Genomic DNA, 24,567 nt, shown 5'->3' with positions numbered 1-24,567 from the left:
GTGCCGTCACCGGCGATGTCGGAGGTCTTGGAAGCGACTTCCTTGACCATCTGTGCGCCCATGTTCTGGAGCCGGTCCTTGAGCTCGATCTCCTTGGCCACGGACACACCGTCCTTGGTCACGGTGGGCGCGCCGAAGCTGCGCTCGAGCACCACGTTGCGGCCCTTGGGGCCCAGGGTCACCTTGACCGCATTGGCCAGGATGTTCACGCCTTCGACCATGCGGGCACGAGCCTCGCCGCCGAAAATCACGTCTTTAGATGCCATGTGTGTTCTCCGATATTGCTAGTGAATGGGGCTTACTTGCCTTCGACGACGGCGAAGAGATCTTCTTCGCGCATCACCAGCAGTTCGTCGCCATCGACCTTGACGGTCTGACCGCTGTACTTGCCAAACAGCACGCGGTCACCGACCTTGACGTTCAGGGCAATGAGGTCGCCCTTGTCGTTGCGCTTGCCGACGCCCACTGCCAGCACTTCACCCTGGTCGGGCTTCTCGGCGACGTTGTCGGGAATGACGATGCCCGAGGCGGTTTTGGTTTCTTGTTCGAGGCGCTTGACGATCACGCGATCGTGCAAAGGACGAAGTTTCATCGCATCTCCTTGATGGATTGGTGTTTGACAACATGAAGACTCGTGCGACTGCGGGTGCTAGTAAGTACGCACCCACAAACTGCAGGCCGGCTCGGCATTGCTACCTCAGGCCGGATTGTTAGCAGTCGGTGGTCGCGAGTGCCAAAGGATTATAGGCACTCGGGCCGCGCTTTCAACAAGGCACGCTTTTTCGGCGAACAAAGCGCTCCGCGCGGGGGGCACGGCAAGACCGGGCAAGAAGCCTTGGCCTGCACGTCGGGCATGGCCGTGCCAATACACTGCCGCGATGTCTCGACGCGTCCTTGCCGTTTTTCTGTTGCTCGCCATCGCATGGCAAACCGCGGTCATCGCCGCGCCCGGTGCGGCGTTCGAGGCGGCGCGCGAGCGCATCCATGCCGCGCTGCATGGTCAGGACGCCGCTCATCACCACCATCACGGGGACGGCAGCGTCCACGAGGACGACTCTGCCGACTCGGTTCGCCACGCCCTGGCCGACCACGGCGTGAGCGTCACCGCGCTCTTGCCCGCCGCCGCCCGGGTGCATTGGCTGCCCGCCGGCTCGTCGTCCGCGCGAGCCGTCGACGAGGCGTCAGGAACGCCGCCGTTCCTCGCCGGGCCCCGACGACCTCCCCGACTCTTCGCCTGACCAGCGGATCGTTCGCCTCGTCTTCAACGAAGCGAACTTGTCGAACGCCGGCCTCGTAAGGCCGGGCGTGCCACGCCGAACGAAGCCAACGCGCGACCAGCGCATTTCGTGACGCCGGCCGCAGTGTTCCTGGCTTGTCCCGGCCTTGGCGCCGGCTCTTGCGGAGTGAGCTGATGCATTACCCCCGTTTGCGGCATGTGCCGGTGCTCGGTGCCTGCACGTTCGTCCTGCTGTTCGCAGGCGCGGCACAGGCGGCCGACGAGTTCGTCGTGACGCCGGCACAAATGCAGGCCATTGGCGTGACCTTGCAGCGGCTGGACAAGCCGGCCGCGATCCGCGGCCAGACCTATCCGGCGCGCGTGGTGCTGCCGCCTTCCCAGGAGCAGGTCGTCAGCGCGCCGGTGGGCGGGCTGATCGACCGTTTGCTGGTGAGCGAAAACGACATGGTCAAGCCCGGTCAGCCATTGCTGCGGCTCATCAGCCCCGAGCTGGGCGAGTTGCAACTCGCGCTGCTGGAAGCCACCTCGAAGAGCCGCCTGTCGCACAAGACCCTGCAGCGCGAGCGCGCCCTGCTGGCCGAGGGCATCGTGCCCGAGCGGCGCGTACAGGAAGCCGAGGCGGCGGCCGACGCCGACCGCGCCCGCGTGCGCCAGAGCGAAGCGGCGCTGCGCCTGGCGGGCGTCGACTCGACGAGCATCAAGCGCATCGGCGAGGGCGGGCCGCTGCAGGACGCGCTGACCGTGCGCGCCAAGGCCGCCGGCAACGTGTTCGCGCTCGAGGTGAAGCCGGGCCAGCGCGTCGCCCAGGCCGACGCGCTGATGCGCCTGGCCGACACGCGCACGCTCTGGCTCGACATCGAGATCCCGGCCGACCGGCGCGGCCAGTTGCAGTCCAAGGGCGGCGAGATCATGGTGATGGGCCGCGACGTGATGGCCACCCCCTCGAGCATCGGCTCGATGGTGAGCGACAGCCAGACCGTCATCCTGCGGGCCCAGGTGATGCGCGGTGCCGAGCGCCTGCGCGTGGGCGAGTATGTGCAGGCCCAGGTGCCGTTTGCGAACGGCGTAGCCACCCAGGGCGCGAGCGCCCGCGAAGGTTGGCCGGTGCCGGTGCAGGCGGTGGCGCGGCAGGGCGACAAGGCCTATGTCTTCGTGCGCACGCCCAAGGGCTTTGTGGCCCAGGCGGTGAACGTGCTCACCAGTTCCGGCCAGCAGTTGCAGGTGCAGGGGCAGCTCGCGAGCGGGCAGGAGATCGCGGTCAGCTCGGTCATTGCGCTCAAGGCAGCCTGGCTCGGCAAGAGCGGGGGGGAGTGAGATGCTGAACCGCCTCGTCCAATTCGCGCTCGCGCAGCGCCTGTTCGTGCTGCTCGCCGCAGCGCTGCTGGCCGGTGCCGGCTGGTATGCGTTCAAGAACTTGGCCGTGGACGCCTTTCCCGACGTGTCCAGCACGCAGGTCAAGGTCATCATGAAGGCGCCGGGCATGACGCCCGAGGAGATCGAAAGCCGCATCGCCATCCCGATCGAGGTCGAGATGCTCGGCATTCCGAAGCAGCGCATGCTGCGCTCGGTCTCCAAGTACGGCTTGGTCGACGTCACCGTCGACTTCCAGGACGGCACCGACATCTACTGGGCGCGCCAGCAGGTGGCCGAGCGCCTGGGCAATATCAGCGCCGACCTGCCCACGGGCATCAGCGGCGGCATGGCGCCGACCACCACGCCGCTGGGCGAAATGTTCATGTTCACCATCGAAGGCAAGGCGCTGTCGCTCGAGGAGCGCCGCAGCCTGCTCGACTGGGTGATTCGGCCGGCCTTGCGTTCAGTGCCTGGCGTGGCCGATGTCAACGCGCTGGGCGGCAAGGTGGCGACCTTCGAGGTCGTTCCCGATGCGGTGAAGCTGAACGCATTGGGTCTGTCGTCCGCCAAGCTCAAGGCCACCATCGAGGTCAACAACCGCAATGACGGCGCGGGCCGGCTGGGTGAAGGCGACGAAGTGCTGCTGGTGCGCACCGAGGGCAGCATCAAGACGCAGGACGACCTGCGCGCCATCATCGTCGACAACAAGAACGGCCGAACCGTCCGCCTGGCCGACGTGGCGATGGTGCGCGACGGTTCGGTCACCCGCTACGGCGTGGTGACGCAAGATGGCCAGGGCGAAGCGGTCGAAGGGCTCGTGCTGGGCCTGGCCGGCGCCAATGCACAAAAGGTGGTCGAAGGCGTCACCCGCAAACTCGAAGAGCTCAAGCCGGCGCTGCCCGCAGGCGTGGAAGTGAAGGTCTTTTACAACCGCGCGAGCCTGGTCGAGAAGGCCGTGGCGACCGTGTCCAAGGCGCTGGTCGAGTCGACCCTGATCGTGCTGGTGCTGCTCGGCGCCTTTCTCGGCAACCTGCGCGCCGCGGTGGCTGTCGCCGTGGTGCTGCCGCTGGCGGCGCTGGGCACCTTCATCCTGATGCGAGTGGCCGGCATGTCGGCCAATTTGATGAGCCTGGGTGGCCTGGCGATCGCGCTCGGCATGCTGGTGGATGCCGCGGTCGTGGTGGTCGAAAACATCGTGCAACACCTCGCCAGCGACACCACCAAGGGGCGGCTGCCGCGGCTGCACATCGTGCTGCGCGCGGTGCGCGAAGTGGCCACGCCGGTCTCGGCCGGCATCCTGATCATCATCACGGTGTTCTTGCCGCTCCTGACCTTGCAAGACCTGGAAGGCAAGTTCTTCGTGCCGGTGGCGCTCACCATCGTGTTCGCGCTGCTCGGCTCGCTGGTGTTGTCGCTGACCGTTATCCCGGTGCTGTCGTCCTTCCTGCTCGAGAAGGTCAAGCATGAGGAGCCCTGGCTGCCGCGCCAGCTGCACAGGCTCTACCGGCCCGCACTCGCCTGGGCACTGCGCAGCCAGCGCGTCGTCTTCGTCGCGGCCGCGTTGATGCTGATGGCGGCGGCGGGCGTGTACACCCAGGTCGGCAAGACCTTCATGCCGCAGATGGACGAGGGCGACATCATCATCGGCATCGAGAAGCTCCCCTCGATCAGCCTGGAAGAGACCGCTCAACTCGACCTGATGGTCCACCGGGCGTTGATGAAGGCTATCCCCGAGATCACCGGCGTGGTGGCGCGCGCCGGCTCGGACGAGATCGGCCTCGACCCGATGGGCCTGAACCAGACCGACACCTTTCTCGTGCTCAAGCCGCGCGACGAATGGAAGATGGCGAACAAGGACGCGCTGATCGAGGAGATCCGCAAGGTGCTAGACCAGTTGCCGGGCATCCGCTACAGCTTCACTCAACCGATCGACATGCGCGTCTCCGAGATGATCATCGGCGTGCGCGGCGACGTGGCGATCAAGATCTTCGGCCCGGACCTGAAGACGCTCAACGAGCTGGCCGGCCAGGTCGAGACGCTGATGAAGAAGGTGCCGGGCAGCGAGGACGTCTACACCGTCGAGAACGACGGCGTGCAGTACCTGCGGGTGGTGGTCGACCGGCTGGTGGCCGGCCGCTACGGCCTGTCGGTCGAGGACGTGCAGGACGCGCTGCGGGCGCAGGTCGAGGGCCAGCGGGCCGGCACCGTGATCGACGGCAACCGCCGGGTGCCGATCGTGATCCGCGGCCCCGATGCGGTGAAGCTATCGCTGTCCGAGTTCTCGTCGCTGCGCATCATGGCGCCCGACGGCCAGAGCGTGCCGCTGGAGACGCTGGCCAAGCTCGAGCGCGACACCGGGCCGGTCAAGATCGACCGCGAGATGGGCAGCCGCTACGGCGTCGTCGTCGCCAACGTGACGGGGCGCGATCTGGTCGGTTTCGTCGAGGAGGCGAAGGCGCGCGTGGCCGAAGGCGTCAAGCTGCCGATGGGCTACCGCATCGCCTGGGGCGGGCAGTTCGAGAACCAGCAGCGCGCCGCGGCGCGACTCACCCTGGTGATCCCGCTGGCGCTCGGCTTCATCTTCCTGATTTTGTTCACCACCTTCGGCTCGGTGCGCCAGGCCTTGCTGGTGCTGAGCAACATTCCGTTCGCGCTGGTTGGCGGCATCGTCGCGCTGTGGATCACCGGGGAGTACCTGTCGGTGCCGGCCTCGGTCGGCTTCATTGCCTTGCTCGGCATCGCGGTGCTCAACGGCGTGGTGCTGGTGAGCTACTTCAACCAGCTGCATGCCGAAGGGCTGGGCCTGCTGGAGTGCGTGACGCAGGGCGCGATGCGGCGCTTGCGGCCGGTGCTGATGACGGCGTCGATCACCGCCTTTGGCCTGGTGCCGCTGCTGTTCGCCACCGGGCCGGGCTCGGAGATCCAGCGGCCGCTCGCGATCGTGGTGATCGGTGGACTGATCACCGCCACCGTGTTGACCCTGATCTTGCTGCCCATCCTCTACCTGCGGTTCGCGCATTCGAAGACGCGCGCCGACATGAGCCTCGACGCGGAGCCGCACCATGCCTGACGCCCAGTCCAGATACTGCCTCTCGATGATCTGCGCGCCCGAGGTCGAGGAGAAGCTGCTCGACGCCCTGCTGAGCAACGTCACCGACGTGCTCTTTACCAGCACGCCGGCCTTCGACCACGGCAGCGCGCATGGCCAGCTGAGCAGCCTCGAGCAGGTCATGGGGCGCAGCCGCGCGGCGCAGGTGCAGATACTGCTCGACGCCGACGAACTGGCCAGCCTGCTCGACCTGCTGCGCCAGGATTTCAAGGGCACCGGCCTGCGCTACTGGGCCACGGCCTTGCACACCGAAGGAGAAATTGCATGAGGCGCCGGATGCTCCGCGCGGCCGCACTGCAGGCCTGCATGCTGCTGGCACTGCCGCTGCAGGCCGCCGATCGCGCCACCCCGCCCGACCTGCCCGCCACCGAGCTGGCGCGCCAGGCAATCGACCAGGAGCCGGGTGTCATCGAGGCACGCCGTGCCTTCGACGCCTCGACGCACGGTGCGGCGGCGCTGCGCGCTTCGCCCAATGAGTGGACGACGCGGCTTTCGGCCCAGCGGCGACGCTACGACATCGGCGCAAACTCCAACGAATGGCAAGCGGCGCTCGAACGCACCGTACGCGTCGGCGGCAAGGCCCGGATTGACAGCCAGTTGGGCGACACCGAACTCGTGATCGCCCAGGCCCGCATCGACGAGGCACGCCACGAGGCCGCTCGCGCGCTGGCCGACCTGTGGATCGACACGCTGGCCGCGATCCGTTTGCAGGAACTGCTGGCCGAGCAGTTGGCCTTTGCCGAGACCAACCACCAGGCGGTGCAGAGCCGCCAGCGCGCCGGCGATGCCTCGCTGCTTGACTTGAACGTGGCACGGGCCGACGTCCTGGAGGTGCAGCGCCAGCGCAGCGCCGCCGTCACCGACGAAGCCAAGGCAAGAGCGCGGCTACGCGGGCGCTTTCCTCAGCTGAGCTTCGCGCCGGTGCCGCTGGCCGAGCCGCATGAACTCGATTGGCAGGAAGCGCAATGGCGCGAGCGCATCCTGGCCGAGAGCGACCCGCTGCGCATCGCCGCGGGCCAGTTGCGCAAGGCCGAGCTGACGGCCTCGCGCTCGCGCGCCGACCGCGTGCCCGACCCGACGTTCGGCGTCTTCACGGGCTCGGAAGCAAACCGCAGCGAGCGCATCGTCGGCCTGAGCGTGAGCATCCCGCTCTCCGGCACCTACCGCGAAGCGCGCATGCGCCAGGCTCTGCAGGAGGCCGAGGTGGCGCGTGCCAGCCTCGAGCGCCAACGCAGCGCGCAGGAAAGCGAGATCGCCGAGACGGTGTTGGACGCCAACGGCGCGCTGGCGCGCTGGCGCCTGAGCGAGCTGGGGCTGGCGACGACGCGTGACAGCGCGCGCCTGACGCAGCGTGCCTACACGCTGGGCGAGGCCGACTTGCAGGCGCTGCTGCTGGCGCGCCGGCAATCGCTCGATGCGGCGACGGCGGCGGTGCAAGCGCGCGTGCAGGCGCTGCGTCGACACTACCGGCTGCTGGTCGATGCGCACCTGATCTGGGGGCTGGCCGATGAGTGAGCTGCGGTCGCCGTATCAGCGGGCCCACGCCGACCCTCTCGCATTCATTCAATGAAGGACCAGCGCCGTGTTTGACGTCCTCGCCAACCGCACCTACCGGCATTTGTTCTTCGCCCAGGTGCTCGCGCTGATCGGCACCGGTCTGGCCACCGTGGCGCTGAGTCTGCTGGCCTATGACCTGGCCGGCGCCGACGCTGGCGCCGTGCTCGGCACGGCGCTGGCCATCAAGATGATTGCCTACATCGGCGTGGCGCCGATCGCCGCCGCCTTTGCCGAACGCCTGCCGCGCCGCGCCATGCTGGTGGCGCTCGACGTCGCCCGCGCGACGGTCGCGCTGCTGCTGCCCTTCGTGACGCAGGTGTGGCAAATCTACGTGCTGATCTTCGTGCTGCAGTCGTGCTCGGCGGCCTTCACGCCGACCTTCCAGGCCACCATCCCCGACGTGCTGCCCGAGGAGAAGGACTACACCAAGGCGCTGTCGCTCTCGCGGCTGGCCTACGACATGGAAAGCCTGGTCAGCCCGGCACTCGCCGCCGTGCTGCTCACCGTGGTGAGCTACCACCAGCTGTTCGGCGGCACGGTGGCCGGCTTCCTCGCCTCGGCCGCGCTGGTGGTCTCTATCGTGCTGCCCAAGGCCGTGCCGCCGCCCAAGCGCGGCATCTACGAGCGCACCACGCGCGGCATGCGCATTTACCTGGCCACGCCGCGCCTACGAGGTTTGCTGGCGCTCAACCTGGCGATCGCGGCCGGCAGCGCCATGGTGATCGTCAACACCGTGGTGTTGGTGCAGGCCAGCTTCGGTCTCACGCAGAACGCCACCGCGATGGCGCTGGCCGCGTTCGGCGCTGGCTCGATGCTGGTGGCGCTGGCGCTGCCCAAACTGCTCGAGCGCCTGCCGGAACGACGCGTGATGCTGGGCGGCGCCGGCCTGATTGCCGCCGGCTTGCTGGTCGGCGGTCTGGCGGCGCGCAGTTATGCCGCGCTGGTGCCACTGTGGTTCGTGCTCGGCCTGGGTTATTCGCTGGCGCAAACGCCGTCGGGGCGACTGCTGCGCCGCTCCTCACGGTCGGTCGACCGCCCGGCGCTGTTCGCGGCGCAGTTTGCGCTGTCGCACGCCTGCTGGCTGATCACCTATCCGCTGGCCGGCTGGCTCGGCGCCAAGCTGGGGCTGACGTCGAGTTTCATTGCGCTGGGCGTGTTGGCGAGCGCCGCCGTGCTGCTGGCGAGCCGGCTGTGGCCCAGCGAGGAACCGGAGCAACTCGAGCACCGGCACGACGAGCTCGCGCCCGCTCATCCGCACGTCGCAGGCGCCGCGGCCGAGGCGGGCGGGCCGCGCCACTCACACGCCTACGTCATCGACGACGATCATCCCCGCTGGCCGTCCTGAGCCTTACCCGCAGCACCGACGCCTCGTCCCCATCCGGACAACGGCAGGCGCTTGCTTTGCTGCCGCAGTACGCCACGCTCGAGGCGGTCGACGTCTGCGCGGTGTGCCCAGCGTCGAGCGATGAAGCAAGTTGTCACTGCTTCTCTTGCTCGAAGAAGTTCGTCAGCAACTGCGTGAACCGCCCGGCATGCTCGATCTGCGTCCAGTGGCCGCACTGCCCGAACAGGTGCAGCTGCGCGCGCGGGATCAGCTCGAACAGGCGCTGGCTGGCCGCGGTCGGGATGACCTTGTCCTCGCGACCATGGATCAGCAGCGTCTCGTGAGGCAGCGCGCGGATGTCCGCGTCGCGGCTGGCCATCGCGTCGATCCAGCGCTGGCGCGGTGCCGGGAACATGCTGGCAAACGACTCCTGGAAGCCGGGCCGGATGCTGGCCTCGTAGCGCAGTCGCGCGAGGTCGTCATTGACCAGCTTGCGGTCGAAGGCAAAAACGTCGAGCAGCGCGCGCATGTTCTCGATCGAGGGCGTGTAGCCCCACGCGGCCTCGAGCCCCGGTGTGATCGGGAAACTGACGCCGACGCTGCCCATCAGCGCGAGGCGCTTGACACGGTGCGGCGCGCGGATCGCCAGCGCCAGCGCCAGCGCGCCGCCGAAGGAGTTGCCGACCAGGTGGGTCTGCTCGAGCCCGAGCGCGTCCATCACGCCGAGTGCGTGCTCGACCCAGCCGTCCATCGTGTAGCGAATGTCGGCCGGCCGTTCGGTGTAGCCAAAGCCCACCATGTCGGGCGCGATGACGCGAAAGCGCTCGGCCAGCACCGGCATCGTCAGGCGCCAGTTGGCCCAGGCGGTGACGCCGGGGCCGGAGCCGTGGATCAGGAACACCGGCTCGCCGCTGCCGATGTCGTGGTAGTTGGTGTCGATACCGGCGGCGCGGATGCGGCGGCCGAGTTCGGGGTTGACGGGTGTGTTCATCGTGGAGGTCTCGCTACGAAGGGGTGAAGGAAGTGGCCTCTTGCGCGATCAGGCGCTGAAGCAGCCTGCGCACCTTGACCGGCGCCACGTCGTTGGTCATCAGCACCGGGTTGAGGCTGAAGAAATCGGCCGTGTCCATCTCGCCCTGCACCGCCTCGATGATGGGGCCGTCCTCGTTCTCGAAGGCCGCATGCATGGCCGCGATCTTCATCTTGTTGTAGTCGCCGTCGTCGGCGATGTGGTTGCGACGGGTCGCGAAGTAATAGTGGGTGCTGCCTGAGGTCTCGGGTGTGGCGGTGTGAAGGTCGTACTGGCCGACGCAGTCGTCCAGCGTCAGCGGCTGCTCCCCCTGCACCGCGCCGACCGACAGCTGGATGTTGGCCGGCGGCGTCCAGGTGATGTCGAAGAAATGACGCGCCTCGGCCTTCGGATCGGCGAGGAAGTTCGCGAAGATGAGCAAGGCGGGCGTCTGCTTCCATTCCCAGCGCGCCGTCACCGACGCGGGTGTCTCGCGCAGTTTGGGGATCAGCGGCGACAGCTGCCCGCGGGTGGTGATGATCTCGCCGTGGACGTGGTCGATGTGGCTCAGGTCCATCACGTTGTCGATGATCAGCTCGTAGTTCGCCCGCATGTGCATGTAGGTGAAAGCCACGCCGTTGGGGTGTCCTTCGTCGAGTTCGCCGAAGTCGGGCAGCAACGCGGGGTCGGCCGGCTCCTCGCCCATCCAGATCCACAAGAAACCGTAGCGCTCGACCAGCGGGAAGCTCCTGACCTTGGCGGCTTCGGGAATCTTGCCCTTGCCGTGCGGGTTGTGCGTGCATTTGCCCGAGCAGTCGAAGCGCAGCGCGTGGTAGATGCATGACACCTCGTCACCGACGCGCTTGCCCAGGTGAAGCGGCGCAAAACGGTGCGGGCAACGATCGTGCAGCGCCACCGGCGTGCCGTCCTGCTTGCGGTAGATCATCACCGTGGTGTCGAGGATCTTGCGGTGAAACAGCGCCACCGGTCCGACCTCGGTGGCCAGCGACGCCGCGTACCAAGTGTTCATGAGGTAGGGAATTTTGGTTTCCAAGTCTCTCTCCTTTTTGTGATGAAGTCTTTGTGGGCTGGTTCGCGTGCGACGCTTCGCCTGTCATCGGGCAAGCCCCCTGCGCCGGGCCACGAATGAGTATCAGGCCGTCGTCACCGTCACCACCACCTTGCCGAACTGGCGGTTGGACTCGATGTAGCGGTGCGCGTCGGCGATCTGCTCGAACGGGAAGCTCGCGTCGATCACCGGCCACAAGTGCCGCGCCTCGAGCCCTTGCGTGATGAAGCTCCGAGCCCGCGCCAGCCGATGGGCGTCGGCGCTGGGGCTGTGGCGAGGAGCGCCTGTGAGGCACTCGCCGCGACAATCTCCTGAATGAACAACCCACACTGACCGCCCATGCCCCACGCCGTCACCGCCCCCACCCTTCGCACCCTGGCCGTCGCCGGGCGTGACGAGCGCTTTCCGGTCAACCGCATCTTCTGCGTGGGGCGCAACTACGCCGCCCACGCACGCGAGATGGGCGCCGACCCGGACCGCGAGCCGCCGTTCTTCTTCATGAAACCGGCGCAGGCCGCGGTCGACGCGTCGGCGCCGGTCGCCATCCCCTACCCGCCGAAGACGGCCAAGCTGCACCACGAGATCGAACTGGTGGTGGCGATCGGCGAGGGCGGCGCCGACATCGTCGCGGCTGACGCGCTGCGTCACGTCTACGGCTACGCGGTCGGGCTCGACATGACGCGCCGCGATCTGCAGCTCGCCGCGCGCGACAAGGGTCGGCCCTGGGAATTCGGCAAGAGCTTTGCCCTTTCTGCACCGATCGGCGCGATCCGACGCGCGCAGGACATCGGGCATCCGAACTCGGCCGCGATCACGCTCACGGTCAACGGCCAGCCGCGCCAGGCGTCGAACATCGACCAGCTCATCTGGTCGGTCGCCGAGTGCATCGCCGTGCTGTCGGCTTACGACGCGCTGGAGCCGGGCGACCTGATCATGACCGGCACGCCCGAGGGCGTGAACGCGGTCGTGGCGGGCGACGTGATGGCGGGCGCGATCGCCGGGCTGTCCGGCATCACGGTCAGCGTGGCCCGCTGATCGGGCGGACGCACCGGCGCGACGGAGGTCAGCGATGAACGACGAAAGCTCCGTATTCCCTTCGCGGCCGCACTGGGAGACCGACGGCACCCGCTGCATCCCGTTCAAGGTCTACACCGATGAGGGACTGCACCGCAGGGAGCTGGAGCGCTTCTTTCTACCGCGGCCATGGGTGCTATGTCGGCTTCGAGGCCGAGATCCCGATGCCGGACGACTTCAAGCGCACGGTGGTCGGCGAGCGCTCGGTCATCCTGGTGCGCAACAACGATGGTCAGGTGAACGTGGTCGAGAACGTCTGCGCGCACCGGCTGAGCGATGGCCATGCCTCCAGGGGTGGTCGGGGCCGAACACGGTCGGCCGCCGCGGGTCATAGTGGCCAAGTCGCCCGAGACCGCCGGCCGCGCCGCGCCGCGAGTCCGGGCGCTCAATCGAAGCGCACCCGCACCGTCCCCAGCCCGCTGAATTCCGCCAGGAAGGCCTGCCCTGCCCGCGCGGCATAGGCCCGCGTCAGGCCGCCGGTCAGGACGATCGCCCCGGCAGGCACCGAGCCGCCGCGCGCAGCCAGGCAGCCGGCGAGCCAGGCCAGGGCCAGCAGCGGATCCTCCATCGCGGCGGCGCCGAGCCCCCGGTCGAGCCGCTGCCCATCGGCGTGCAGCACGACTTCCACGGGACGCAGGTCGAGATCGTCGCGCCAGCGCATCGGCGCGCCGGTGACGAAGCCGGCGCTGGAGCTGTTGTCGGCGATGTTGTCGACGGCGGTGAAGCGGTAGTCGGGGTAGCGCGTATCGACGATCTCGAGCGCCGGCAGCACCGCGTCGAGGTGGCGCGCGACGCTCTCGCGCGCGTGCCCTGCCCCGCTCAGATCGCGCGCCAGCCGCAAGGCGATCTCGGGCTCGACGCGCGGATGGATCAGGCGCGAGTGGTCGATGCTGCCGCCGTCGATGCCGATGCGGTGCTGCTCGGTCAGCACACCGTAGTTCGGATGAGCAATGCCCATCTGGGCGCGCATCGCGGCACTGGTGTAGCCGAGCTTGAAGCCGACCGCCTTCGCCCCCCGGCGTTGCAGTGTTGCCGCCGAAATCGCATAGGCATCGTCTTCGCTGAGCTGCGGGTGTGCCACCGACAGCAGACCGATCGACGATCGCGAGCACTCGGCCGACCACAGCTGCGCGGAGCAGTGGTCGACGAGAGCGGCGTTCAGGCCCATTGGGTGGTGGGGCGGGGGCCGAGCTTCAGTCGACGACGTCGCCGATCCAGAAGTGCGTCATGTGCTTGACGGCCAGCGGGCTGTGGAAATCGCCGAACTCGGCGGTGGCATCCTTGCCGGCGAACATGCGCGCCACGAACGGTCCACCGGGGTGGCGGTCCTTCCACTCGTTGAAGTCGTAGACCTTGCCGCGGATGATGATCCAGCAGTCCTCGAAGCGGTTGTGCTGTGCCACCTCAGCCCGTGTGACGTTGCGCCCGCCCTGCAGCGGCAAGTCGGGCTTCCAGAGGTTGAGCGCCACCTGCTTGCGTGCCTCGCGTGAGGCATCGCGCGAGCGGAAGTCCCACGGCCCCAGCTTTCTCGGCGGGAGCTTGTCGCCGATGCGGCGCGCATCGAAGGCGTAGATCCAGGAGTCATCGTCGCCGGCGCGCTTTTCGTGGTCGAAGACCGGGTAGTCGCGCTCGTTCAAGGTCTTGAGCATCTGGCGGCGCTCGGGCGAGTCTTCGGGTTCGAGGTGCTTGAACGCGAACTTTGAGGCGAACTGGAACCGCGTGGCGCGGTAGTGGCGCACGCGCTCGTAGTGCAGCAAGGCGCTGTAGACATCGGTCTGGTGTAGCTTGAAGGCGCTGCACAGCGCGGCGGCGTCCTCGAAGGACTGCGCCGCACCCTGACCGAAGGTGGGCAGCATCGAGTGCGCCGCGTCGCCCAGCAGGCAGATGCGGCCGTCCTGCCAGTGCTCGAAGGCGTCGCGGTCATAGAGGCCCCACTTGGTCGGCCGCTCCATCGCACCGGCCAGCGCCACGATGTCGTGCTTGCGCGGATCGTCGCCGAAGGCCTTGTGCATGTTGGCGATGATTTCGCCGTGGTCGACCGGAAACCAGTCGCGCCAGTCGGCATTGAACTCGCTGGAATCGGGCTCGTAGTAGCCCAGCCACACGTTGAGCAGCTCGCCGCCGCGCACCCAGTAGCTCATACACCAGGCGAAGTTGTTCTTGCGCGAATCCATCGAGAAGGAATCGACCGGGTTGTGGTCCAGCGGGCTGCCATCGGCCTTGCGCAGTTGCGCCACCTTGTCGCGCGGGATCAGGCCGCGGTAGCAGACCACGTCGGTCCAGCGCCGGGCGGGCGCGTTCGGCCACAGCAGCTCCAGCACCTTTGAGTTGATGCCATCGGCGCCCACCAGCAGTTCGCCCTCGGCGCTACTGCCGTCGTCGAAGCTCGCGGTGACGGTGCCGGCGTCCTGCGTGACCAAAGCCAGCCGCTTGCCCATGTGAACGCGGATCGGGCACTCCGCACCCGACTCGGGGCCGAATTCATAGACGCGCTTGTAAAGGCACATCAGCAGGTCAAGACGGTGCATGTGATGGAAGCCCGCGCCATCGCCTGCCGAAGTGTTGTGGTCGATCGGACGACGCGACACCGTGCCATCGGGCATGACCTGGCGCGTCGCCTCCAGGATCGCCGCCCGCCCGCCGTCCACCGCGCCAACGGGCCCTTTGGGGTCGCCGCCATCGAGATCGACGCCGAGCCACTTGCACAGACGCGCCCCATTGGGCGGGATATTCAAGCCGGCACCGGCCGTGCCCGGCGTCTTGGTCTGCTCGTACACATCGATCGACGCGAATGCGCCGCCTGCCTGACGCAAGGCCAGCGCGGTGAAAAGGCCGCCCATGCCCGCACCCACAATCATTGCCCGCATGCTTTTCTCCGTCTAAACGATCAAAGAAAAACGGGTGCATTCCGGCCCGCAATTGCTGGCCTCGATGCACCCGTTGCACTACGACGCGCTCAGGCGCTTGGCGTCGCCGCCGCTCGAGAGGCATTCAGCACAGCCCTCGCCGGACCGCCCCGAAAGCGCTGGGCGCCCCCGCGGAGGGCAGCACCGCGGGGGGTGGGGATGGTCATCTCAGTCCCCACCGCGCATGTTCTGAACCTGGAACAGGTTCGGCGGGCTGAGCTTCGGATCGATCTGGCCCTTGAACTGACCCGTGGTGCAGTGCTTGGCCTGCACATCGACCACCTCGAAGGAGTCGTCCAGGCCGATGCCGGTGCCCTTGTTGATGGGCAAGTGGTGGTCGGGGTGGGCCTTGCCGATGGTGAAGCTCTTCCAGAGCTCGCCCTTGCGGTCGTAGATGACCGTGCGCGAGGCGCCGAAGATCTGCGCATCGAAGTGCATCACGCGCTTGCCGACCGGGTGGTTGGGGTTCAGCGGCTCCACATCCACCTCATACACCTTGCGCAGTTGCCAGGTGATGTCGGCGAAGCAACCGCCCTGACCGCCGAAGTCGATGAACTTGTAGCCTGAAGGGTCCTTGAACTCGTCGGTCAGCTTCATCTCGTTGTGCTTGTAATAGGGCATGAGGATGTTCTTCGCGCCCTTGAAGGTCCACTTCATGTCGGACACGCGGCTCTCATAACCCTCGAAGTCCTCGATCATGAGGTCCGCACCGAGGAAAGAGTCGGTCACCTGTCCGGTGGCCAGGCGACGCACGCGACGCTGGAAGCCGAGGTAGAGGTAAGCGTCGTCGAGCTTGGTGTCGTCGTCGTACTTCTGGATCAGCAGCTGCGTGTTCTTCAGGTCCTGCGGCTCCAGCGTGTTGAGATAGATGCCGCGGTACAGATTGGACGCGTTGGGCGTGACGCCGGGGATCGGTGGGTGGTCGGTGCGGTACTTGAAGTTCAAAAAGTGGAAGTTGAACTTGAGCGTGCGCTCCACCTGACCGGTGGTCATGTTGCGGTACTTCCAGTAGAACGGATAGACCGCCGCGTTGTCACCCCAGTTGATGCCGTACTTGAAGTTCCAGGCCAGCTTTTCACCCGCGCGCGGGTCGCTCACGCTGGGCTCCTCGGGGAAGGGGCGACCCCCTGTAAAGCCGCTGATTTCGCCGATTTTGGTGCCCAGCTTGGTCTTGCCCGCGTTCTTCTTGGTTTCCTCTACATATCCCTTGGGGTTGGGGAAGTCGAAGGTGGGCCCCACCTTGATTTCCCTCCAGCCGTTCTTGACGGTCAGGTAGTTGGCGTAGTCGAGGATGTCCTTGAACTTCTCGACGTTGTCTTTGTTGATCACCAGCCCGGCTTGCAAGCCCGGGAAGGCGGGGAAACCGTTCTTGTACGGCAGGAAGGACGCATCGACCTCGGCCTCGGTGACGGCGCCCGCCGCCCCCGCGAAGCACGTCGCCAGCAGCGCTGCGAAGAGTGACTTTTTCATGATCCTGTGAGCTCCGGTTTTAGAACTTGTAGCGCATCGTGAAGTAAACCTCGTTCTCCTTCCACGCCGCGCCGATGGGGCCGGCGCGGAAGCGACCCAGGGGCTCGAGGCCGCTGAGACCGTGGGAGCCCGGGTTCAAGGTCGGGTTGTCCGCGAAGGCGGTGTAGGGCGCGTAGGGGTTGCAGGATCGGCAGTCATCCCACTTCCAGCGCGAGTCGGAGCTGTCCGACTTGCCCTTGATGTTGCCGCCGACGGCGAACTTGAGCGAATCGGTCAACGACCACTCGACCTGCGGCGAGGCGACCCAGGCCTTGGCATTGAAGTCGCGCGCCATGATGATCTGCGGGCTGAGCCGATCGTTCATCAAAAAGGCCTTGACCAGCAGCGTGCCGATGAAGGTGTTTTTCCAGTCCGGCATGCCCGCCAACCCGCCGGCACGCTGCTCTTCCTCGTGCTGGAAGATGTGCTGCCAGAACAACTGCGCCGAGAACAAGGTGGTGCGGTTCGGGTTGATGAAGGGAATGAAGACCGGGCGGTCGACACCAATCACCGAGCGAAACACATTGTTCTTCGAATACAGCTCGGGCTTGAGCGTGTTGGCAAACTCTTCGCCGTCGGTGAACGCTCCTTCAAGGCGGATTGCCGCATCGAGCTGCGGTACCTGGAAGTCCATCGAGCCGCCGATCAGGTTGACGCGCGGAAAGTGCATGTCGAACGCGATCAGGTGGGTCGTCGGGATGCCCTGTGCAGGACCCGAGAACGGTGACTTATTGCCATTGCCGCCGGTGAAAGGATTGACCGTGCCGCTCTCGTTGACCGCGCGCAGCGAGGGCAGCTGCGAGATGTAGGTCAGGGCATTGAGCGAGAACGACAAACCATCCTTCGTCACCCCTTCGTACTTCATCCCCAGCTGGGTGTTCTTGAGCTTCCACTCCGGCAGATGGACGGTGCGAAGACCAATCTGGTTCGGGCCGAAGTTGGTGGCGAAGAAAACACCGTTCACGTCGCCCGGTGTGCCGGGTGGGACGAAGGGTGCGAAGTTGGACACCGTCCCGCCGTTGTCCCAAAGGTTCTTCAGGCCACGGAACAGGCAACCGGCATCCAGGATCACGTTGGAGGTGCCGCACTGACCGAGATTGTTGGCGCGAAACTTGTCGAAGTTCCACACCAGGCTCAGGTTGCGGTCCTGCATCGACTCCGAGCCGCCCATGCGCCATTCGGTCTGGGCGATCCACATGGGAATGCGGATGTCCTGCAGTTCGTCATAGATGTTGTTGCGCGAGTAGTCGACCGGGTTGATCACGTCCAGGACGCGAAACAGGTCGGTACGCCCCCACACCACCTGCTGCCTGCCCACCTTGACGAACAGGTCGCTCCCATCGGCCAGATTGAAGGTCTTCCTGACGTAGGCCTCGCGGATGAAGTCCAGCCGCTTGTTGAATTCCGGCGTTTCGAGTTCGCGCTGGTTCTTGTCGCCGTAACCACCGAAGTCGGTACAGCCGCGGTTGTCCTCGTCGCAGGGGCGTACCGGCACCGCGAATGCGACCCCCCCGGTCGTCGTGCTGTGCCAGCGGTCGCCGAGCACGCGCAGGCCAGCCCCGGAACCGTAGCCCGCTGCGGTCGTGCCTGGAAAAGCCGTCGGGTTGCCGTAGGCGACCGGATCAAGGAATTTGTTGATACCGGGCCCACCGCCCGGTCCACCCAGATTGGGCAGGCCCGCGCCCGCCTCGACCACGTCCACCACGGTGAAGCCGACACCCGAGCCGAACGGGACCGTGCTGCCGTAATGGACGCTGAGCGGGTTGCCGGGGACGTTGGGCCCGAGCAGTCCGACGCCCAGGGCGGCAGGCCCGGCCGTGTTTTGAATCTGCACATCGGCCGCACTCTTGCTGCCCGCGTTCTTGCCGAACTCATCCTTGTTGAGCTGGTAGACACCGTCGTAGGTGCCCCGGAAGATGCCGTGGAACGCCCAGCCGTCGCCCAGTTTCTTGTCCGCATCCATCTGCAAGGTATTGCGCAACTTTGACAAACCGACGCGCTTGCCGGTGGCGTCCTTGCCGCGAAAACGAGTGTCGTTCTCGTAATAGATATCGACCTTCCAGGGGTCTGCGGCCGGTTCCTGAGCCTGCGCCCAGGCTGCTGCCGATACTCCTTGCAGGGCCACCATCGTCGCAATGACGCTCGGGCGCAACCTGCCTCGATTCACCAGTTTTCTCATGGTTGTCTCCTCCGGTTAAACCGTCCCGCCAAACATGCCATCGCACGACTCCAGGCAGTCGCCGCGCGGCCCCTTCTACTTCGATTACCTCAGGCCCTCGACCAAGACGCCGTCCGCATCGAAATGCGAGGCAACGACGAACCTGGGCTTGAACACGACACACCATGCCGGCACGATCAGCATGGCCGCGATGGCATTGACCACCAGCATGAACGAGAGCAGCAGCGCCGCATCCGACTGAAACCGCAGGTCCGACATGAACACCCACATGATCACGCCGGCAATCAGCGTCGCAGCGGTGAAGCTCACCGCGGACCCGGTGGTCGCCACCGCATTGATGGAGGCCTTGCAGATGTCGCCGACTTTCGCCATTTCCTCGCGGATACGGTCCATGAAATAAACGGCGTAGTCGATGCCCACGCCCACGCCCACCGCAATCACGGGCACCGTGTTGACGTTGATGTTGATGCCGTTCACGCCCATGTAGGCGTAGGTCATGATGGTGGAGAAGAGCATCGGCAGGACCATCAGCCAGCCTGCGTGGACCGACTGGTAATAAGTCATCACCAGCACGAAAGCGATCAACATCACCAGCGGAATGATCAGCATGTGGTCGGTGTGCAGCGCATCGTTGACGGCTGCGGTCACGCCTATGATTCCGCCGCCGAGTTCCATCTTCAAGCCCGGCACGTCCGCAGAAACTTTGCGGGCGGCCTCGGTGGCCACGGCAATCGCGCGATCGATCGTCTCGGCCTTGTGGTCCTTGTAGAAGAAGACCATGTTGGCCTCGTTCTCGTCCGGATTGATGAACTCCTTGAGCGCGCCCGGGATCGGGTTGGAAGCCATGTAGGCGAACATCAGGCCGCCGACTTCGTCGCGGTTGTCGGGGATTTGCATCCAGCGCGGGTCATCGCTGTGCGTGAGCCGGTTGACCACGCGCACGACGGTGGGCAGTGACTTGGCGCCACCGACGGCTGGGTCGTTGAGCATCTCCCGTTGAAACGCTTCCATCGCCCGCATGACTTCGGGGCGCTTGATGCCGCCCTTGTCTTCGGTGCGCGCCACGATGTGCAGTTCTTCCGAACCGGGGAACAGCTCGTTGATGGCCGCGGTGGAGACGTTGAAGTCATGGTTGCGGTGCAGGATCGGGCTGCCCGGCTCGGAGTCGCCGATCTTCACCCGCGAGCCCAGCATCGCACCGACCACCACGAGACCGGCCGCGACCAGCAGGATCGTGAGCGCGCCTCGGTAGCTGCCGCCGGTGGCGGCCATGGCGGCGCCGAGGAAGGCACGCATGCCTTGGTTCTTGTTCTCGATTTTCTTGGGCTGCGGCAGCACGGTCAGCGCCAGGGGGACCATGAAGTGCACGGTGAAAATCACCGAGAAGCCCCAGAAACCGGCCGACACACCGAGCTTCCAGTTAAACGGAGCGGCCCCCAGCACCATCACCGCAATGCCCACCGCGTCCACGATGATCGCGAGCGAGCCGGGCCGGAACAAGGCATCGAGCGCATTGCGCGCGGCCTTCTTCCCGTTGTGGGTGATGGCCAGTTCTTCGTAGTAGCGCGCCACCAGCTGCACGCCGTGCGAGGTGGCCCGCGCGGCAATCAGAAAGGGGATCGGCAGCGACAGTGGCTCGAGGTTGTAGCCGAACGCCGCCATGAAACCGAGCCCCCAGATCGAGGACAGCGCGATCCCCAGCAGCGGCAAGGCAACGCCGTAGAAGCGCCGGAAATACACGATGAGCAGCGTGGCCAGCAGGGCCAGCGAGTAGGCCAGGATCGTGACGATCTGCGGCAGATAGGTGTAGACCCAACCGGTGAGCATCGGATTGCCCGTCACGTAGATCTTGTGGCCCGGTTTGCCGACCAACTCGCGCACCTTTTGAATCGCCGCGAAGGTCTTGGTGTAGTCGACGGCGCCGTCGGTGAGCTGCGCCTTGATGAGCGCGGCCTTCAGGTTCGGCGAGACCAGCAGACCGTAGATCTGCGGGTTGGCCATCACGTCCTTGCGCATCGACTCGAGCTGCTCGGCCGTGTGCTGCGGCTTGAGCGGGTCGTAGTAGCGATCCGAGGCAAAGTTGCCGTCGGCCGTCAGGTAGTTCTTGCGCGCGGTCCGGTGGGTGAGGCTGGACACCAGGTTGTGGTTGACGCTGGGGACATCGTCGATGCCCAGCGTCGCCTGATGGACCAGCAACAGCGTTTCATCGTTGAAGATCGTGCCCTTCTCGACCTCGATCGCCATCACGATGATGTTGGCGCCACCGAAGTTTTCCTTGATGCGGTTGTAGGTCTGGATGTAGGGATGGTTCTGAGGCAACAGGTCCGCGAAGTCGGTGAAGACGCGCAGCTGTGGCAACTGCGTGGCCCACAGCAGCGTGACCGCGAGGATCATGCTCAGGACGTACTTCGGGTTGGTGAAGAGCCACTCTTCGCCGATGTGCAGAAAACCCGTGATGCGTTTACGCAGTCCCATGGTCGTGCCGTCCGATCAGTTCGTGACAGTCGAGGCCAGCTTGCCGGGCAAGGCCAGCACATGCAATGCGCCCGCGGCACCGGCGACCAGCATGGTTTGCGGGTTGAGCGCCGCACCGCTGGTGAGATAGGCCGCAATCGCCACGCCGTGGTCGAAGCGCGTCCACCGTCCATCGCGCAGCACGATGACCGCGCCGCCCGCGCCGACGGCGTAGAGAGCGTCCCCCTGAGGCACCAGCGCATACAGCGGGGTGCCCGCCGGGTTGTCCATCGGCTGCCACTTCTTGCCACCGTCTTCGGTGCGCAGCAGCACGCCGCCCAGCCCCGTCGACCAGCCGTGCTGCGCATCGGCGAACCACGTCGCATAGGGGTAGTAATCGCCGGGAATCGCCGGGCCTTTCTGCCAGGTCGCGCCGCCGTCGACGGTGGTGGCCACCGTGCCGAATTCGCCGGTGGCGATGCCGCGCTGCGCGTCGGTGAACTGGACCGACGTGAACATGGCGTCCTCACCGAGCGTGACGGTCGTCCAGCTCGCACCCTTGTCGGCGCTCGACATGATGGTGGTGTGGGCGCCCACCAGCCAGAGCCGATTGGCGCCATCGCAGGTGATGGACACTGCGTTGAATTTTTTGTCGAAGCTCTTGGGCTCCCAGCGGGCGCCGGTGGCACCCGACACCCAGACCTTGTGATAAAAATCCAGGCCCGCGAGTGATCCATCCGCGCAGGCCGTCATGGCGATCACCGAGGACAGTTCGGGCAGTGCCTGCCGCGTCCAGTTCTTGCCGCCATCGGCCGACGTAACGATGGCGCCCCCTGCAGTGCCGGCGGCCATCACCTTGCCATTGGATGCCGCGGACTGAAACGTGTCGAAGCGAGCCACGGACTTGGCACGCTCGGCCTGCACGGCTGACAAGTCGGCCGACTGCATGCATCCGGCGGCCACGCAGGCCGTGGCGACCACCGCAATGAGTGCATGCCACCGCACGCCACACTTTTTCTGGTTCATGACTGAGTTTTTATTCTCAAGACTGACAAATCCGTCGTCGGGTCCGGTGGCATGAGTCGAATCGCCGAAGTCGAACGTCAGCGAGCGCAGGCGCTCCTCCGGGCGATCAATATTTGCGAGAATCGTACTAACAAACGGCAGTTTTCCATCATCTCGAAACTACCTAGATTTCTCGAGAAAATGTCGATCATCATATGTTGACGATTGGCCCGAAAGACACTTCGACGCCGATCAACGACGGCTGCGTAAGCCGGCTTCCCGGTAAATTCAGACCGCATCCATGATCGAGCCGCTGTTGACGATCCCCGCGCAGTCCGAACTGCCGGACTCCGAGCCCAAGACGCTGGTCGAGGGGGCTTATAGGCAGCTGCGCCGCGACATCATCGAAGGCCGCCTTGCGCCCGGCTCCCGGCTTCGGGTAGAGCACCTCAAAGACTTTTACAACGTGGGCGCGGGCACGCTGCGCGAGGCATTGGCACTGCTGGTGTCCGACGCCCTGGTGGTGTCGCAGGAGCAACGCGGCTTTCGGGTGGCGCCGATCTCGTTGGCCGATTTCGAGGACGTCACTCACACGCGGGTTCTGCTGGAAACCGAAGCGCTGCGCCAATCGATCGCTCACGGCGACGAGGCGTGGGAGGCCGAGCTGGTCGGCAGCTTCCACCGCTTGACCCGAGCCGAAGAAAAGCTGGCGGCCGACACCCCATCGAGTGCCAACGAGTGGGAACAGCGCAACCGCGCCTTCCACGAGGTGCTGATTTCGGCCTGCCCTTCGGCCTGGATCAGGTACTTTGTGGGCATCATGAACCAGCAGTCCGAGCGCTACCGCCGCCTCACTCTGCTCAATCCCGTGCTCCCGCGCGATGTGCATGCCGAGCACACCGCCATCTTTGATGCCGCGCTCGCCCGCGACGCCGGGCGTGCCGCGGAGCTGCTGGCCGAGCACATCGTTCTGACGCTGACGACGATGCGGCAGTTGCCGCAGGAGATCTTCAGGAACGCGGGCAATTAGGCGCGGCAAGGGTCGCACCGACTCGCCGCCGGCCACGGGCTGGAATCTCCCCAGAGGCAGCCGCACGAGAGCTTCTCGACACCGCGTGACCCGAACCCCGGGCGGCTAGCGTCCGAGGTCCTTGAACGAGACCCCGGCGATGCCCCAGTTCTCCTTGGGCATGTCGTGGATCCAGACGCGCACGCTCTCCTTGGGCGCGCCAACGGCTTCGACGATGGCTTGCGTGACCTTCTCGATCACGGCGCGCTTTTGCTCGATGGTGCGACCTTCGATCATGTAGATCTGTGCGAACGGCATGGTGTGTCTCCCGGTGATGTCAAACGAAACGCAGGCTGGTGCTGCCCATGCCCTGCACTCTGAGCGTGACCTGGTCGCCGGCCTTCACCGCGACGGCTTCGGTGATGCCACCCGAGAGGATGAGCGTGCCGGCCGGTATCTCCTGGCCGCGTGCGCCCAGGTGATTGGCCAGCGCCGCGATCGCGGCGGCCGGGTGGCCGAGCACGGCCGCACCGGCTCCGAAGGCGATCGCCTCGCCGTTCTTCTCGAGCACGATGCCCGTAGTGCGCAGATCCAGCGCCGACACCGGCTGCGGCTGACCGCCAACGACGAAGCGCGCCGCCGAAGTGTTGTCGGCGATCACGCTCTTAAGGTCGAACTTGAAGTCGCGGTAGCGACTGTCGATCACCTCGATGCCGGGCAGCACGAAGTCGGTCGCCGCCAGCACCGCGGCGATGTGACAGCCGGGGCCGCGCAGCGCGGTCTTCGTCACGAACGCGATCTCGGGTTCCACTTTGGGATGGATCAGCTCCGAGACCTTGCACTCGCCGCCGTCGGGCACCGCGTAGTCGCCGGTCATGAAGCCGAACACCGGCACGTCCACGCCCATCTGCTTCATCTTGGCAAACGAGGTGAGGCCCGCCTTCAGTCCCGCCAGACGCAGCCCGCGCGACAACTTGCGGCGCAGAATTTCGTCCTGGATCGCGTAGGCGTCTTCCCAGTCCATGTGCGGGTGCTCATCGGTGATCTTGGGCGTGTCGCGCGCCTCGAGCTGGCAGGTCTCGAGGTGCGCCGCGAGCCCGGCAATCGTCGCTGCATCGAGCTTCATGCCGCCACCTTCTGCGCCGCCGCGACCCGCTCGCGCGCCATCGTCATCGCGGTGTCCTCGATCATGTCTTCCTGGCCGCCGACCATGCCGCGCCGGCCCAGTTCGACCAGGATGTCGCGCGCCGGCACGCCGTACTTCTTCTCGGCGCGCTTGGCGAACAGCAAGAAGCTGGAGTAGACACCGGCATAGCCCAAGGTCAGCGAGTCGCGGTCGATGCGGATGATGTGGTCCATGATCGGCACGACAAGGTCTTCGGCCACGTCCTGGATCTTGAACACGTCGACTCCGGTCTCGATGCCCATGCGTGCGCAGACCGCGACAAACACCTCCATCGGCGTGTTGCCGGCCCCCGCGCCCAGGCCCGCCGCGGCAGCGTCGATGCGGTTGGCACCGCACTCGACCGCGGCGACCGAGTTGGCCACGCCCATCGCCAGGTTGTGGTGGCCGTGAAAGCCGAGTTCGGTGTCGGGCTCGAGCGCGTCGCGCACCGCGCCCACGCGCGCCTTGACGTCGTCGGGCAGCATGTAGCCGGCCGAGTCGGTGATGTAGATGCAATTCGCGCCGTAGCCCTGCATCAGCAGCGCCTGGCTGACCAGCTTCTCAGGGCTGGTCATGTGGGCCATCATCAGGAAGCCCACCGTGTCCAT

At 66.1% G+C, this 24,567-nt stretch carries 22 protein-coding genes and 1 pseudogene; 9 read left to right on the top strand and 14 right to left on the bottom strand.

Going from position 1 to position 24,567, the window contains the following annotated elements; all coding sequences use genetic code 11:
• Both RMO12_RS07325 and groES read right to left on the bottom strand, forming a co-directional pair.
• On the bottom strand, positions 1-266 hold a 266-nt coding region (locus tag RMO12_RS07325), incomplete at its 3' end, for a TCP-1/cpn60 chaperonin family protein (RefSeq protein ID WP_309638781.1).
• Positions 267-298: 32 nt separating this feature from the next.
• On the bottom strand, positions 299-592 hold the full coding sequence (gene groES, locus RMO12_RS07320) for a co-chaperone GroES (RefSeq protein WP_309625521.1): 294 nt from the start codon (positions 590-592) through the stop codon (positions 299-301).
• Positions 593-908: 316 nt separating this feature from the next.
• Between groES and RMO12_RS07315 the strand changes: the two genes are divergently transcribed.
• The 6 genes from RMO12_RS07315 (at position 909) to RMO12_RS07290 (ending at position 8,601) form a co-directional block, all read left to right on the top strand.
• Positions 909-1,238, top strand: a complete 330-nt coding sequence (locus tag RMO12_RS07315; RefSeq protein ID WP_309625522.1) for a hypothetical protein — start codon at positions 909-911, stop codon at positions 1,236-1,238.
• Positions 1,239-1,411: 173 nt separating this feature from the next.
• Positions 1,412-2,551, top strand: coding sequence for an efflux RND transporter periplasmic adaptor subunit (locus tag RMO12_RS07310; protein ID WP_309638780.1), 1,140 nt, complete (start codon positions 1,412-1,414; stop codon positions 2,549-2,551).
• A gap of 1 nt (position 2,552) precedes the next feature.
• Positions 2,553-5,660 carry a CusA/CzcA family heavy metal efflux RND transporter gene (locus tag RMO12_RS07305; protein WP_309638779.1) on the top strand — a complete coding sequence of 1,036 codons (3,108 nt, stop codon included), beginning with the start codon at positions 2,553-2,555 and terminating at the stop codon, positions 5,658-5,660.
• Positions 5,653-5,967 carry a DUF3240 family protein gene (locus tag RMO12_RS07300; RefSeq protein WP_309638778.1) on the top strand — a complete coding sequence of 105 codons (315 nt, stop codon included), beginning with the start codon at positions 5,653-5,655 and terminating at the stop codon, positions 5,965-5,967. The genes RMO12_RS07305 and RMO12_RS07300 overlap by 8 nt, the downstream gene beginning before the upstream one ends.
• Positions 5,964-7,214, top strand: a complete 1,251-nt coding sequence (locus tag RMO12_RS07295; RefSeq protein ID WP_309638777.1) for a TolC family protein — start codon at positions 5,964-5,966, stop codon at positions 7,212-7,214. Before RMO12_RS07300 ends, RMO12_RS07295 begins: the two co-directional genes overlap by 4 nt.
• A gap of 67 nt (positions 7,215-7,281) precedes the next feature.
• Positions 7,282-8,601: an MFS transporter gene (locus RMO12_RS07290; protein ID WP_309638776.1), complete on the top strand. Its 1,320-nt coding sequence runs from the start codon at positions 7,282-7,284 to the stop codon at positions 8,599-8,601.
• Positions 8,602-8,734: 133 nt separating this feature from the next.
• Here the strand turns inward: RMO12_RS07290 and RMO12_RS07285 are convergent, their stop codons facing one another.
• The 3 genes from RMO12_RS07285 to RMO12_RS07275 form a co-directional block, all read right to left on the bottom strand.
• On the bottom strand, positions 8,735-9,571 hold the full coding sequence (locus tag RMO12_RS07285) for an alpha/beta hydrolase (RefSeq protein WP_309638775.1): 837 nt from the start codon (positions 9,569-9,571) through the stop codon (positions 8,735-8,737).
• Positions 9,572-9,584: 13 nt separating this feature from the next.
• A complete protein-coding gene (locus RMO12_RS07280; RefSeq protein ID WP_309638774.1) occupies positions 9,585-10,643 on the bottom strand; it encodes an aromatic ring-hydroxylating dioxygenase subunit alpha in 1,059 nt (352 codons plus the stop codon).
• Positions 10,644-10,742: 99 nt separating this feature from the next.
• Positions 10,743-10,988, bottom strand: coding sequence for a zinc-binding dehydrogenase (locus RMO12_RS07275; protein ID WP_309638773.1), 246 nt, complete (start codon positions 10,986-10,988; stop codon positions 10,743-10,745).
• Positions 10,989-10,997: 9 nt separating this feature from the next.
• On the opposite strand from RMO12_RS07275, the gene RMO12_RS07270 reads away from it, so the two are divergent.
• On the top strand, positions 10,998-11,693 hold the full coding sequence (locus RMO12_RS07270; RefSeq protein WP_309638772.1) for a fumarylacetoacetate hydrolase family protein: 696 nt from the start codon (positions 10,998-11,000) through the stop codon (positions 11,691-11,693).
• A gap of 34 nt (positions 11,694-11,727) precedes the next feature.
• Positions 11,728-12,001, top strand: a pseudogene (locus RMO12_RS07265) (Rieske 2Fe-2S domain-containing protein); the annotation flags it as partial.
• Positions 12,002-12,117: 116 nt separating this feature from the next.
• Here RMO12_RS07265 and RMO12_RS07260 read toward each other — a convergent pair.
• The 6 genes from RMO12_RS07260 to RMO12_RS07235 form a co-directional block, all read right to left on the bottom strand.
• A complete protein-coding gene (locus RMO12_RS07260) occupies positions 12,118-12,900 on the bottom strand; it encodes a fumarylacetoacetate hydrolase family protein (protein ID WP_309638771.1) in 783 nt (260 codons plus the stop codon).
• Between the two features lie 25 nt (positions 12,901-12,925).
• A complete protein-coding gene (locus tag RMO12_RS07255) occupies positions 12,926-14,599 on the bottom strand; it encodes a cytochrome b5 domain-containing protein (RefSeq protein ID WP_309624645.1) in 1,674 nt (557 codons plus the stop codon).
• Between the two features lie 207 nt (positions 14,600-14,806).
• Complete coding sequence (locus RMO12_RS07250; protein WP_309638770.1) at positions 14,807-16,108, bottom strand: DUF1329 domain-containing protein; 1,302 nt, start codon at positions 16,106-16,108, stop codon at positions 14,807-14,809.
• 19 nt (positions 16,109-16,127) lie between these two features.
• Positions 16,128-18,326, bottom strand: coding sequence for a DUF1302 family protein (locus RMO12_RS07245; protein WP_309638769.1), 2,199 nt, complete (start codon positions 18,324-18,326; stop codon positions 16,128-16,130).
• Positions 18,327-18,410: 84 nt separating this feature from the next.
• Positions 18,411-20,801 (bottom strand): MMPL family transporter, encoded by a 2,391-nt coding sequence (locus RMO12_RS07240; protein WP_309638768.1) that lies wholly within the window; start codon positions 20,799-20,801, stop codon positions 18,411-18,413.
• Positions 20,802-20,816: 15 nt separating this feature from the next.
• Complete coding sequence (locus RMO12_RS07235) at positions 20,817-21,806, bottom strand: YCF48-related protein (RefSeq protein WP_309638767.1); 990 nt, start codon at positions 21,804-21,806, stop codon at positions 20,817-20,819.
• A gap of 280 nt (positions 21,807-22,086) precedes the next feature.
• Here RMO12_RS07235 and RMO12_RS07230 point away from each other — a divergent pair, with 280 nt between their 5' ends.
• On the top strand, positions 22,087-22,815 hold the full coding sequence (locus RMO12_RS07230; protein ID WP_309638766.1) for an FCD domain-containing protein: 729 nt from the start codon (positions 22,087-22,089) through the stop codon (positions 22,813-22,815).
• 105 nt (positions 22,816-22,920) lie between these two features.
• On the opposite strand, the gene RMO12_RS07225 is transcribed toward RMO12_RS07230, so the two are convergent.
• The 3 genes from RMO12_RS07225 to dmpG all read right to left on the bottom strand — a co-directional run.
• Positions 22,921-23,112: a 2-hydroxymuconate tautomerase gene (locus RMO12_RS07225; protein ID WP_309638765.1), complete on the bottom strand. Its 192-nt coding sequence runs from the start codon at positions 23,110-23,112 to the stop codon at positions 22,921-22,923.
• Between the two features lie 19 nt (positions 23,113-23,131).
• Positions 23,132-23,920 (bottom strand): 2-oxo-3-hexenedioate decarboxylase, encoded by a 789-nt coding sequence (gene dmpH / locus RMO12_RS07220; protein WP_309625186.1) that lies wholly within the window; start codon positions 23,918-23,920, stop codon positions 23,132-23,134.
• On the bottom strand, positions 23,917-24,567 hold a 651-nt coding region (gene dmpG / locus RMO12_RS07215), incomplete at its 5' end, for a 4-hydroxy-2-oxovalerate aldolase (protein ID WP_309638764.1). The genes dmpH and dmpG, both read right to left, overlap by 4 nt.

This window comes from Methylibium sp., from assembly GCF_031393925.1.
Lineage (GTDB): Bacteria > Pseudomonadota > Gammaproteobacteria > Burkholderiales > Burkholderiaceae_C > Methylibium.
The sequence above is the reverse complement of the archived record's forward strand: the minus strand, read 5'-3'. Positions and strand labels throughout refer to the sequence as shown.

Bases quoted from the DNA above. Each gene is read 5' to 3' on its own strand.
- groES (WP_309625521.1), bottom strand. From the start codon at position 592: ATGAAACTTCGTCCTTTGCACGATCGCGTGATCGTCAAGCGCCTCGAA.
- RMO12_RS07310 (WP_309638780.1), top strand. From the start codon at position 1,412: ATGCATTACCCCCGTTTGCGGCATGTGCCGGTGCTCGGTGCCTGCACG.
- RMO12_RS07305 (WP_309638779.1), top strand. From the start codon at position 2,553: ATGCTGAACCGCCTCGTCCAATTCGCGCTCGCGCAGCGCCTGTTCGTG.
- RMO12_RS07300 (WP_309638778.1), top strand. From the start codon at position 5,653: ATGCCTGACGCCCAGTCCAGATACTGCCTCTCGATGATCTGCGCGCCC.
- RMO12_RS07295 (WP_309638777.1), top strand. From the start codon at position 5,964: ATGAGGCGCCGGATGCTCCGCGCGGCCGCACTGCAGGCCTGCATGCTG.
- RMO12_RS07285 (WP_309638775.1), bottom strand. From the start codon at position 9,571: ATGAACACACCCGTCAACCCCGAACTCGGCCGCCGCATCCGCGCCGCC.
- RMO12_RS07270 (WP_309638772.1), top strand. From the start codon at position 10,998: ATGCCCCACGCCGTCACCGCCCCCACCCTTCGCACCCTGGCCGTCGCC.
- RMO12_RS07260 (WP_309638771.1), bottom strand. From the start codon at position 12,900: ATGGGCCTGAACGCCGCTCTCGTCGACCACTGCTCCGCGCAGCTGTGG.
- RMO12_RS07255 (WP_309624645.1), bottom strand. From the start codon at position 14,599: ATGCGGGCAATGATTGTGGGTGCGGGCATGGGCGGCCTTTTCACCGCG.
- RMO12_RS07250 (WP_309638770.1), bottom strand. From the start codon at position 16,108: ATGAAAAAGTCACTCTTCGCAGCGCTGCTGGCGACGTGCTTCGCGGGG.
- RMO12_RS07245 (WP_309638769.1), bottom strand. From the start codon at position 18,326: ATGAGAAAACTGGTGAATCGAGGCAGGTTGCGCCCGAGCGTCATTGCG.
- RMO12_RS07240 (WP_309638768.1), bottom strand. From the start codon at position 20,801: ATGGGACTGCGTAAACGCATCACGGGTTTTCTGCACATCGGCGAAGAG.
- RMO12_RS07235 (WP_309638767.1), bottom strand. From the start codon at position 21,806: ATGAACCAGAAAAAGTGTGGCGTGCGGTGGCATGCACTCATTGCGGTG.
- RMO12_RS07230 (WP_309638766.1), top strand. From the start codon at position 22,087: ATGATCGAGCCGCTGTTGACGATCCCCGCGCAGTCCGAACTGCCGGAC.
- RMO12_RS07225 (WP_309638765.1), bottom strand. From the start codon at position 23,112: ATGCCGTTCGCACAGATCTACATGATCGAAGGTCGCACCATCGAGCAA.
- dmpH (WP_309625186.1), bottom strand. From the start codon at position 23,920: ATGAAGCTCGATGCAGCGACGATTGCCGGGCTCGCGGCGCACCTCGAG.